At 64.1% G+C, this 10,368-nt stretch carries 13 protein-coding genes and 1 pseudogene; 9 read left to right on the top strand and 5 right to left on the bottom strand.

The window, feature by feature from the left end; all coding sequences use genetic code 11:
- The 3 genes and pseudogenes from JOY90_RS28875 to JOY90_RS28885 all read left to right on the top strand — a co-directional run.
- Positions 1–794, top strand: a 794-nt coding sequence (locus tag JOY90_RS28875; protein ID WP_291694498.1) for an ArgE/DapE family deacylase, incomplete at its 5' end; no start/stop codon positions are given.
- A gap of 97 nt (positions 795–891) precedes the next feature.
- A complete protein-coding gene (locus JOY90_RS28880) occupies positions 892–1,293 on the top strand; it encodes a PaaI family thioesterase (protein WP_291694499.1) in 402 nt (133 codons plus the stop codon).
- A gap of 155 nt (positions 1,294–1,448) precedes the next feature.
- A pseudogene (locus tag JOY90_RS28885) lies at positions 1,449–2,016 on the top strand (N-acetyltransferase family protein).
- 19 nt (positions 2,017–2,035) lie between these two features.
- On the opposite strand, the gene JOY90_RS28890 reads toward JOY90_RS28885, so the two are convergent.
- The 3 genes from JOY90_RS28890 to fabG form a co-directional block, all read right to left on the bottom strand.
- Positions 2,036–2,362 (bottom strand): hypothetical protein, encoded by a 327-nt coding sequence (locus JOY90_RS28890; RefSeq protein WP_291694500.1) that lies wholly within the window; start codon positions 2,360–2,362, stop codon positions 2,036–2,038.
- 110 nt (positions 2,363–2,472) lie between these two features.
- Positions 2,473–3,150 (bottom strand): DUF2161 domain-containing phosphodiesterase, encoded by a 678-nt coding sequence (locus tag JOY90_RS28895; RefSeq protein WP_291694501.1) that lies wholly within the window; start codon positions 3,148–3,150, stop codon positions 2,473–2,475.
- 132 nt (positions 3,151–3,282) lie between these two features.
- Positions 3,283–3,963 carry a 3-oxoacyl-ACP reductase FabG gene (fabG, locus tag JOY90_RS28900; protein WP_291694502.1) on the bottom strand — a complete coding sequence of 227 codons (681 nt, stop codon included), beginning with the start codon at positions 3,961–3,963 and terminating at the stop codon, positions 3,283–3,285.
- 327 nt (positions 3,964–4,290) lie between these two features.
- On the opposite strand from fabG, the gene JOY90_RS28905 reads away from it, so the two are divergent.
- Positions 4,291–4,797 (top strand): SGNH/GDSL hydrolase family protein, encoded by a 507-nt coding sequence (locus JOY90_RS28905; RefSeq protein ID WP_291694503.1) that lies wholly within the window; start codon positions 4,291–4,293, stop codon positions 4,795–4,797.
- Between the two features lie 101 nt (positions 4,798–4,898).
- Complete coding sequence (locus JOY90_RS28910) at positions 4,899–5,102, top strand: hypothetical protein (RefSeq protein WP_291694504.1); 204 nt, start codon at positions 4,899–4,901, stop codon at positions 5,100–5,102.
- A 21-nt stretch (positions 5,103–5,123) separates the two neighbouring features.
- Here JOY90_RS28910 and JOY90_RS28915 read toward each other — a convergent pair whose 3' ends face one another.
- Together JOY90_RS28915 and JOY90_RS28920 are read right to left on the bottom strand one after the other, a co-directional pair.
- On the bottom strand, positions 5,124–5,867 hold the full coding sequence (locus tag JOY90_RS28915; RefSeq protein ID WP_291694505.1) for a tyrosine-protein phosphatase: 744 nt from the start codon (positions 5,865–5,867) through the stop codon (positions 5,124–5,126).
- A gap of 161 nt (positions 5,868–6,028) precedes the next feature.
- Positions 6,029–6,229 carry a DUF2735 domain-containing protein gene (locus JOY90_RS28920; protein ID WP_291694506.1) on the bottom strand — a complete coding sequence of 67 codons (201 nt, stop codon included), beginning with the start codon at positions 6,227–6,229 and terminating at the stop codon, positions 6,029–6,031.
- A 541-nt stretch (positions 6,230–6,770) separates the two neighbouring features.
- On the opposite strand from JOY90_RS28920, the gene JOY90_RS28925 reads away from it, so the two are divergent.
- The 4 genes from JOY90_RS28925 (at position 6,771) to JOY90_RS28940 (ending at position 10,262) form a co-directional block, all read left to right on the top strand.
- Positions 6,771–7,805 (top strand): glutamine synthetase beta-grasp domain-containing protein, encoded by a 1,035-nt coding sequence (locus tag JOY90_RS28925; protein ID WP_291694507.1) that lies wholly within the window; start codon positions 6,771–6,773, stop codon positions 7,803–7,805.
- A 174-nt stretch (positions 7,806–7,979) separates the two neighbouring features.
- Complete coding sequence (locus JOY90_RS28930) at positions 7,980–8,684, top strand: GrlR family regulatory protein (RefSeq protein ID WP_291694508.1); 705 nt, start codon at positions 7,980–7,982, stop codon at positions 8,682–8,684.
- Positions 8,685–8,698: 14 nt separating this feature from the next.
- Positions 8,699–9,382, top strand: a complete 684-nt coding sequence (locus JOY90_RS28935) for a substrate-binding domain-containing protein (RefSeq protein WP_291694509.1) — start codon at positions 8,699–8,701, stop codon at positions 9,380–9,382.
- Between the two features lie 91 nt (positions 9,383–9,473).
- Positions 9,474–10,262, top strand: a complete 789-nt coding sequence (locus JOY90_RS28940) for a tetratricopeptide repeat protein (RefSeq protein WP_291694510.1) — start codon at positions 9,474–9,476, stop codon at positions 10,260–10,262.
- The last annotated feature ends 106 nt before the right edge of the window (positions 10,263–10,368 follow it).

The following is a 10,368-nucleotide window of genomic DNA, read 5'->3' on the forward strand; positions in this document are numbered from 1 at the left end:
TCCATTTTCAATCGGTGATCGAGGAAGAAAGTACCGGCGTCGGCGCGCTCTCGACCCTGCAACGCGGCTATCGCGCCGACTGCTGTTTCATCCCGGAGCCGACTTCGGGCCACATGGTGCGTTCGCAGGTCGGCGTGATCTGGTTTCGCCTGAAGGTGCGCGGCTTCCCCGTGCATGTCGCGACCGCAGGCGCGGGCTCGAACGCGATCACGGCGGCCTATCACCTGATCGAGGCCCTGCAGAAGCTCGAAATCGAGTGGAACGAGCGTGCCAGGGGCGATCGCCATTTCAAGGCGCTCGCCCATCCCATCAATTTCAATCCGGGGATCATCAAGGGCGGCGATTGGGCGTCCAGCGTGCCGGCATGGTGCAACGTTGATTGCCGCATCGCGGTGCTGCCGGGCTGGTCGGTCGCCGATTGCCAGAAGGAGATACTGGCCTGCGTGTCGTCTGCGTCGCACGATCATCGTTTCCTGTCCAACAACCCGCCCGAGGTGGAATGGTCGGGCTTTCTGTCGGAGGGCTACGAGCTGAAGGATTCAGCCGAGCCGGAAGCTGCGTTCGGCAAGGCCTTCGGCGCCGTCTACGGCGGCGCGGTCGAGGATCTCGTCTTCACCGCCCTCACCGACACGCGCTTCTATGGATTGAACTACGGCATCCCGAGCCTTTGTTTCGGCGCCGACGGCGCTGCGGCGCATGGCTTCAACGAGTACGTCGACCTGGAGTCGCTGCGCAAATCGACCAAGACGATCGCCTTGTTCGTTGCTGAATGGTGCGGGCTGGAAAAGGCCTAAGGTCGGGGTGGGCAATGATCCCGGAGGTCATTGCCGAGCCTCCCGCCACCGGTCATGCTTGATCCGCGAAAATGACTGGACGAGAGGAGGGCCATCGATGACGCCGCTCGAGAAACTGCAGGCGATGAAGCTGCCATTTGCGGAGCTGAAGGGCGTCACGTTCATCGAAGCGGACAGGGACCGCGTGGTGGCGCGGATGCTGGTCAGGCCGGAGCTGTGCACGCTGAACCAGATCGTTCACGGTGGCGCGCTGATGGCATTTGCCGACTCCGTCGGCGCAGCGGCGACGGTGATCAATCTGCCCGAGGATGCCAAGGGTACCACCACGCTCGAGAGCAAGACCAATTTCATCAGTGGCGCGAAGCAGGGCGCGACGCTGGTGGCCGTCACCACTCCGGTGCATCGCGGCCGTCGCACCCAGGTGTGGCAGACGCGGATCGAGACCGAGGACGGCAAGCTTGTCGCCCTGGTCACCCAGACTCAGATGGTCCTCGGATGAATACGGGACTTTGATTGCATTAACCAACTGCTTGGACTGTCAACGGATATTCGCGCCCCGGGGGAGCGGTCTTGAATTCCATGATGCGCTGCACAATATTCGAATTCTAGGGATTCGACGCCTCCTTGAGGGCCTCCAAGAGGAGTTGAGTTGAAGTGGTCACATCGGATGCCTTTGGTCCGCGGCCCGGCTTCGGCTACGTACGGACCCTGAGCCGGCATGAGGAGCTTCCACTGCTCCGCGATCATCTGCTCCGGCTGGACCCGGAAAGCCGGCACGATCGCTTCAACGGCTATCTCGATGACGGCTTCATCGACCGCTATGCGGCGCGTTGCGCCGGCGACGGCATCCTCGTCGTCGCCTACATGGAGAACGGCCTGAGATCGCCTTCAGCGTCGAAGCCTGCATACGGCGTCGCGGCGTCGGCAGCCTGTTGTTCAGGCGGCTGATCGCGGAAGCGCGCTGGAAGGATTATCGCCGGCTGCGGGTCACCACCGGCGCACAGAACCATGCGATGCGGACGCTTGCCTGCAAGTTTGGCGCGCACATGGTGTTTTCACCATGGCGAGCCGACGGGAACGATCGAGATCAGGCGGCAGCCGAGGGTCGAACTCGCCAGGATGGCGCTCGACGCGCCGCTGGTCTTGGCGCGCGGTCATCAATTTCAACCGCGCGCTCTGGAAGTTGCTGACCCGCGTTTACGGAGCGGATCGCGCCGCCTAGCGCGCCTGACCTCAAACCATCAGCGCGAGGACGACCGCGCCAGCGGGCTCGCGCGCTTCTCGACGGTGAATTTGCGAACCGTCCGCCGCTCGACCACGACCGCGCGCTGCGCACCCTGCTCGCCGGCAATCACCCGCGTCGTCGACGTGCGCGCATTGACGCGCGCATGCTTCTTCACCTCGGGCAGCACCGCGTCGAGCGGAAGACCCATCAGGGAAGCCGCGATTTCAGCCTGCTGCTCCGGATCGTCGGTGATGCCGACCGCAGCAAAAATAGCCTCTTCCAGCGTCGGCGGTTCACGCCTGACGCGCCGCGGTCCATACTTGGTAATCCAATCTTCGTTCATCGCCGTTTCTCGTTTGACGCGGGTTACCTAGAAGGCAACATGCTGCGTTGCAATAAATAAGTAGTCCCGGCAGGGCTGCCATGCGTTCACAATAAAAATTCACATGTGCTTCAACTGTCACAAACCGACGTGAATTCAACGGGCTGCGGCCAGCGCCTCAATGCCGCATGGCCGGCTTCCGTCAGCCCGTAGATGCCACGTTCGGCGCGATCGAACCAGCCATACACGTTATGCAGAAGGATTTTTCCGGCGTCGGGGACCGCGACGCGGAGATCGCGCACCTTGCGCGGCCCGAGCGACAGGGCGGAAGCGCAGGCCAGCGCCTGCTGGCGATAGGCCGTCATGATCGGCGCGCGGGTCGAGCCGCCGGTTGCGGGGTCGCCGATGCGGCGCCGGTGTTCGGCAATCAGGCGCGAGCGCCTTTTTGGATCGCGGCGCGGGGCCGCGGTTGGCGGCTTGACCAGCACCTCGACGTCGCCGCGGCTGGTAACGCCGAGCATGCCGAAGCCGAGCCGGCGGCAGAGGTTGCGATAACGGGCGTCGCTCTCGCGCCCCTTGCCGCGCGCCGACATTCGGGCTGCAAGCCAGATCTCGTCACAGGCGCCGGCGCGGTCGACGGCCTGCAGGATCAACTCCAGGTTGAAGGCGACCTTCATCTCTCCGACCACGACGATCGGCGGGTCGTCGCCGCTCAGTGCCACGAGGTCGCAGCCGCCGATCTCGCCCTTCACGGTGAAGCCGAGCTTTTCCAGGAAGCGTTTGACGGGCAGGTAAAGCGCGGTCTCCAAGACGGCCCCGATCTCTGCGACTCAGTGTTGCAAGCCTAGCAGGATCGGCATTGCGTGCAGCGGCGATATTTCACATCGCCCAGCGCGTTCCGCGGGTACTCCGTTCCCGATGACCCCGACAGGCGCGACGTATCAGACCCGTCCATTCACCGGGATCAGCGCGCCGGTCACGGCGCTCGCGGCGTCGCTGACGAGAAACAGGATCACCTCGGCGAGTTCGGCCGGCGCGACCCATTTGGAAAAGTCCGCGCTCGGCATGCTCGCGCGGTTGGCGGCGGTGTCGATGATCGACGGCAGCACCGCATTGACCGTGATCTTGCCCTTCCACTCGCTGGCCAGCGCCTCGGTGAGGCGATGCACGCCGGCTTTCGAGGCGGCGTATGCGCCCATCCCTGCGGCCGCCTGCAGCGCGCCGAGTGCGCCGATATTGACGATGCGCCCGGCGGAGGAGGCGGCAAGATGCGGCAGCGCCGCGCGCGACGCGTGCAGGGCGGTCAGCACGTTGAGCGCGTACATCCGCTGCCATCCGCTGGCGTCGCCATCGGCGATCGCCTCGAAGGTGAAGCCGCCGGCGATGTTGATCAGCGCGTCGAGCCGGCCGAAATGCGAGGCCGCGGCGTCGATCGCCTTCTTTGCCTGCGCGGCATCCGACAGGTCGACGCCGCCAAGCTCGATCCGCTCCGCCGTCGCGGCAGTCTGCGTGGTCGCATGATCCACACCGGCGACTTTCGCGCCACGCGCCAGCGCGGTTTCCGCCACCACCCGGCCCAGCGCGCCCAGCGCGCCGGTGATGACGAGCGCTTTTCCGTTCATCGGGTTGCTCCGTTTCCAGCTCTCGAGGGCACCATATCGCGGCAAGAAAACGGCTTGCAAACGACTTGCAAAACGTCGCGGTTTTCGCGATCAGTGCGCCAACATTGCAGGACTGTGGGGCTCATGACGGACACGACGAGGCCTTGCAACATCCACCCCGAGATCGTTGCGTTCCAGCACGGGCTGCCACATCTGAGGCTGGCGTTGCAACGGCAACGACAGATCAAGATCGTCGCAATCGGTTCCTCGTCGGTCTCGGGTGAGGGCAGCGTCATGCCGTTTCCGCCGCGGCTGGAACTGGCGTTGCGGAGCCGCTATCCCGGCCGCATGATCGACGTTCTCAATCGCGGCATCGGCGGGCAGGAAGCGCCCGAGGAGCTGGCGCGGTTCGAACCGGATGTGCTGGCGGAGCAGGCCACGCTGGTGATCTGGCAGGTCGGCAGCAACGCCATTTTTCACAGCGATCTGTATGACCTTGCTGCCGTCGCGCGCACCATCGCGACCGGATTGAGCTGGCTGAAGGGCTACGCGACGGACGTCATTCTGATGGACTTGCAATTCGTGCCGGCGCTGCTGGGATCGAAAGAAAGCGACTCCCGGCACATGGTGTCACTGATTTCCGACGTCGCCAGGGAGGCCGAAGTCAACCTGTTTCGGCGGTTTGCTTTGATGGAGCAATGGTGCCTCACGGACGGCGCCAAGCCCGCCGATCTGGTCCTCGACGGTGACAGTTTGCACATGAGCGAATGGGCAACGCAATGCGTTACCGCGGCACTCGAGGCCGCGATCGAGAGGGCGGTCGGGCCGGTGCCGGGGGCAGTACCCGTAGTCTGACGGCTGATTTTGTTAAAACTCTTCGAGGTTTCGTAAGCGCGCGGCAGAGATGGACGGCTATGTTGGTCGCGTCCGATTCAAGGGGTTGGAGAAGTATAGCCATGGGAAATCTGCCCGACCACGGATTGCCACTCGTCCAGCTCAAAGAGCAGCGGCGAGACCTGGTCGTTGCCCTGCAGAATCGATGCGGTCCGATCAGCGGCTGGGAGCTGATGCAGATCGCAGCGGTCCAGCAGGCGATTTCGGCCTTCGAGGAGGTCATCGCCGACCTCGACGCCGAAGCCGAAATGGAAGCGGCGGCCTGAGAGGCCGCGCCGCAGGTTGAGTCAGGATTGCAGGTAGCGGGCCCTCAGGGCCTCGCGTTCCTGCGGCCCAAGCTTCAAACCGCCTTCGAGGTAGCCCTCCAGATCGCCATAGTCGGCACGCACCGCCTCGAATCCCGCATCGAGGAAAGAGGCATGGACCGATCCGATCGCCTGCCGCACGTCCTCGGGCAGATCGGTGCCGGAAGCCGGATCGCGGCGGTAGAAGTCGTTGGTGAGCAGATAATCCTTGGCGATCACGTCATCGGGCACGCCGAGCACGTGCAGCACCAGCGCGCAGGCGAAGCCGGTGCGATCCTTGCCGGCGGTGCAATGAATCACCAGCGGCGCGTGGTCGTCCAACAGGTGCGCGAACAGCGCGCGGAAGCTGTGGGTGTTGAGGCGGACATAGCTGCGGTAGGACTCACGCATCACCTCCAGCGCGGCCTCCGCCGACAGCGATCCCGCCGCCAGCCGCGCGCGCAGCGCCGCGACCACCGTCGGCTCGATCGGTAGCGAATGAACGGTGATCTCCGCGAGGCCGCAGACCGCCGCCATCCGTTCCTCCCGTCCACGAAAATCGAAGGCGCGGCGAACGCCGAGCCCGCGCACCACCTCGATGTCACCGGCGGTGAGATGGCCGAGATGATTGGAACGAAACATCTGGCGCCAGCGAACGGTGCGGCCGTCGGAGGTGGCATAGCCGCCAAGGTCGCGAAAATTGCTGGCGCCTTCGAGGTTGAGATGTCGTGCAGGAACATCTGACATGGCGCGAGCTTAAGCCAAGCCATGCGGCGGGGAAATGACGCCGGGGATGGATCAATGGGATAAGAAAGAAAAAGGGCCGAAACCTCGTTTCGACCCTCTTCAGCTCTCGTGTCTTGCGCCGCCGCGGCAGCAGATTGGCTTCGTCAACGCCGGTGCCGGCATCAGCGCTCCCATTTCGGCTTGGCCTCATCGATGGCCGCCTGGTGGTACCAGCTGCCGCTGCACAGCGTTTCGGTGAGACGTGGCGTGTTCTGATCGACCGGCTTGACTTCGCCGGGATGACGGTTGCCGAGAGCCGCGCGGCCCCCGGCCGGGAATTGATAGATCTTGGCAGATCCGTGATTGAGGCTCGTGTTCATCACTCTTCTCCTCGGCCGAACGCTCCATGATGCGCCCGACTCGTTCGTGCGTGGTTAAGTGAATCGATATCGGCGCTGCTCCTCCCAATGCAACGTGATTAAAAGAAAATCACTTTCTGTATATTTCGTGGGCATTTCTCGTGCTGCTTTTCAGAGGGCAGGCTGCGGCTGATTAACGCGTGAGCTGGCGTCAAGGTTGCTGGCACGCCGCGATTGGATAGGCGGACGGCTCCGGCAGTTGACGTCGCATTGAGCGATCGACCGTGGCCACGCCGCGCATGCCGAAGAAACAGGCGAGAATCAGCCACTTCGCACGAGGTCCGGCCGCTCAGGGGAGAGGCTGGCCGCGCTGCTATGTCGCACCCTTACTCGCACGTACCTCCAGGTTCCCGAACGGATGGTGGACGGCTCGACCGCATGCCGCACTGCAGCGGCTGGCACGTTAAATGCTTCATGACAAAACGGCCGATCGTGGCCGGGTAGGCGCGCGGCGACCATTTCCTTCGGTTCCCCGCCTGAATTTGATTATCAACAGAGAGGCTCAATGACGAAATACAAGCTCGAGTACATCTGGCTTGATGGATACACGCCGACGCCGAATCTGCGCGGCAAGACCCAGATCAAGGAATTCGCCTCGTTCCCAACGCTCGAACAATTGCCGCTGTGGGGTTTCGACGGTTCATCCACCATGCAGGCCGAGGGCCACAGCTCTGACTGCGTGCTGAAGCCGGTCGCGGTCTATCCCGACGGCGCCCGCACCAACGGCGTCCTCGTCATGTGCGAAGTCATGATGCCCGATGGCAAGACCCCGCATTCCTCGAACGGGCGCGCGACCATCGTCGACGATGCCGACGCGTGGTTCGGTTTCGAGCAGGAGTATTTCTTCTACAAGGATGGCCGGCCGCTCGGCTTTCCGCCCTCCGGCTATCCGGCGCCGCAGGGCCCTTATTACACGGGCGTCGGTTACAAGAACGTCGGGGACATCGCCCGCAAGATGGTGGAGGAGCATCTCGACCTCTGCCTTGCCGCCGGCATCAACCATGAAGGCATCAACGCCGAAGTGGCGAAGGGCCAGTGGGAATTCCAGATTTTCGGCAAGGGTTCCAAGACCGCGGCCGACCAGATGTGGATGGCCCGTTATCTGATGCTGCGCCTCACCGAGAAGTACGGCGTCGACATCGAGTTCCACTGCAAGCCGCTCGGCGACACCGACTGGAACGGCTCGGGCATGCACTGCAACTTCTCGACCAGGTACATGCGTGATGTCGGCGGTAAGGAGTATTTCGAGCAACTGATGGACGCCTTCAAGACCGCGCGTGCCGATCACATTGCCGTTTACGGCCCGGATAATCACATGCGTCTGACCGGCAAGCATGAAACCGCTTCGATCGACACCTTCACCTGGGGCGTGGCCGATCGCGGCGCGTCGATCCGCGTGCCGCATTCCTTCGTCAACAACAGCTACAAGGGCTATCTGGAAGATCGTCGCCCGAACTCGCAAGGCGACCCCTACCAGATCGCCTCGCAGATCCTGAAGACGATCTCGACGGTTCCCACCGGCGCCAAGGCAGCCGCCTAGAAGGCTGCCGCTCGAGGTCTGATCGCATGACGTTGGTCCGGGCGAGAGCCCAGGCTGCATGGTCCGCCAGCGCTGGCGGACCATGTTTTTTTGGGTGCTCAATTCGTTTTCCTGGGGCGGCGAACGGCGCTACAAGAGAGAGGGGCGTCATCAGCAGCAGGCCAGGGGTCGGTCGTGTTCGGGGGCTTCTATACGGTGAAATACCAGGTGAACGAGGCTTCCGCGCGCAGCGTCATGTATGTGCACGGCGGCAAGATGCTGGGCGGCAATTCGGCGTTCGCCCACATCGGCACCTACGAGGAGGCTGACGACGAGGTTGCGGTCGAGATCAAGACGATACGACACAATCCCGACCAGACCTTTCGGTCGGCCGCCGGGCTCGACACCTCGACACTGATCACGCGTGGCAGGCCGGACGGCACTCTCTACCGCTTCGAGGGCACGCTCAAGGAGCTTCCGGGCGCCGTCTTCCGCGCTGTCCTGACGCCGGTGGAAGAGGAGCCGGTACCGACCGCCGGCGGCGTCGGTGAGGGTGGTGTCGTCGACGGCCTCTATTCGCTGCGCTTGAGGACGCTCGATGGTGTCGACGCCGGCCTGACCGGCGTGATGCTGCTGCATGGCGGCCGCATTCTCGGCGGTGACACCCTGTTCTATTATGTCGGCAGCTACACGTCCCAGCACGGCCGGTGGAAGGGCCAGATCCTGAACCAGGAGCACACGCCCGCCAAGGATCAGGATCCCGTGTTCGGCGGCCGCGAAGTGGGTATCGGCTTCTCCGGCACCTGCGATGCCGAGGGCGCCTATCTGGAAGCGATGGCGCTGGCCGGCAAGCGCAGCCTGCGGCTGTCGGCCGAGCTCAAGCTGATGCACCGGCTGTAGATTGGGGAGTGCCGATGAAGCATGCGGTCCGTCTGCTCTCGACCTTCGGCCTGAAGGGGGCGATGGGGGAGCTCGCCGCTCAATTCGAGGCAGCGAACGGCGCGCGCATCGACGCGGATTTCGCCCCGACCCTCGGCCTGCTGGAGCGCCTGCGCCAGGGCGAGATGGCGGACGTCCTCATTCTGACGCGCGAAGGTCTCGATGAGCTCGTGGCCAAAGGCGCAGTCGTTGCGGCAAGCGTGGTCGATCTGGCACGCTCCCATGTCGGCATCGCCGTGAAGGCCGGTGCGGTTCGTCCTGACATTGCGAGCGAAGAGGCGCTTCGCAAGACGCTGCTGGGCGCCCGATCCGTGGCGTATTCGCGGATCGGCGCCAGCGGCATCTTCTTCGCCGATCTGATCAAGCGCTTAGGCATTGCCGACGCCATCAACGCCAAGGCCACGATCACCACCGGCCTCACCGCCGAGCGGCTGATCACAGGAGAAGCGGACCTCGCCGTGCAGCAGATCAGCGAATTGAAGCAGGTGGCGGGCGTCGAGATCGTCGGTCCGATCCCGACCAGCCTGCAGACACCGGTGGTGTTCTCCGCCGGCCGCATGGCGGCCTCCGAAAGGATCGAGGCGGCCGATGCGTTCCTGAAATTCCTTGGCTCCTCCGACACGGCTTCCGTCCTGCGGGCGGCGGGACTGGAGCCTTGAGTTTCTCTCGCGAGGACGAAAACCTCGGCCGGTCATGACATTTCATTTCCAGCGGAATGTGTTCTTCGCGATTGCGGCCATCGCCTTCGTCATGGCGGCGCTCGCGCCGCCATCGGCCCATGCGCAGTCTGCCGATCTCGTGCTGTGCGATCGCCTGGCCGCCGATCCGAGCGATCCGGACAAGCCGGCCGATACCAGAGGCGTCGGCGAGATCGCGCCGGCCGACATCGCCACCGCGATCCGGTTCTGCAAGCAGGCGTCAGGCGCTTCGCGCCGTGCGATGTACCAGCTCGGCCGAGCCTATGCCGCCAACCGGCAGGTGCCCGAAGCGGTTGCGGCGTGGCGGAAGGCGGCCGACAAGGGCTCGACCTCGGCCATGGTGGAGCTCGGTGTGCTCTATGCCACCGGCGCCGGCGTCGCCAAGGACGACGAGCAGGCGCGAAAATTGTTCTCCCGCGCGGCCGAGGCTGGCAATCCGCGCGGCGTCAGCAATCTTGCCGCACTCGGCGGCGGTGGGACGCCATCCGACCCAGTGCGGGCGAGGCAGCTTCTGGGCAAAGCCGCCGAGACCAATGCCGAAGCGCAGTATCAGCTCGGCATGATGCTGGCCGAGGGGACCGGCGGCGCGAAGGATGATGCCGGTGCGCGTGGCCTGTTCGAGAAGGCAGCGGCGCAGAACCATCCCGGCGCGCTGTTGCAGATGGGCATCTTCGCGCAGGAGGGGCGCGGCGGACCAAAGGACGCGGCGGCCGCGAAGGCCTATTACAAGCGGGCCGCCGATCTCGGTGACGAGGATGCGAAAGTGGCGCTGAAGCGGCTCGACTGCCCGATGGTGCTGAAGGACAAGCGCGGCAATGTCGTTTCCAACCTGTGCTGGTAGCGTCAGCTCACATGTGTTTGGAGAAACCGGATGACCTTAAGGTAGATCTCCTCGACGTGCAGCCGCTGCACCTCACCCATTGATGCGTAGTTATCGAGGCCGGGAG

The sequence above is a fragment of the Bradyrhizobium sp. genome, from assembly GCF_019242285.1.
GTDB lineage: Bacteria > Pseudomonadota > Alphaproteobacteria > Rhizobiales > Xanthobacteraceae > Bradyrhizobium.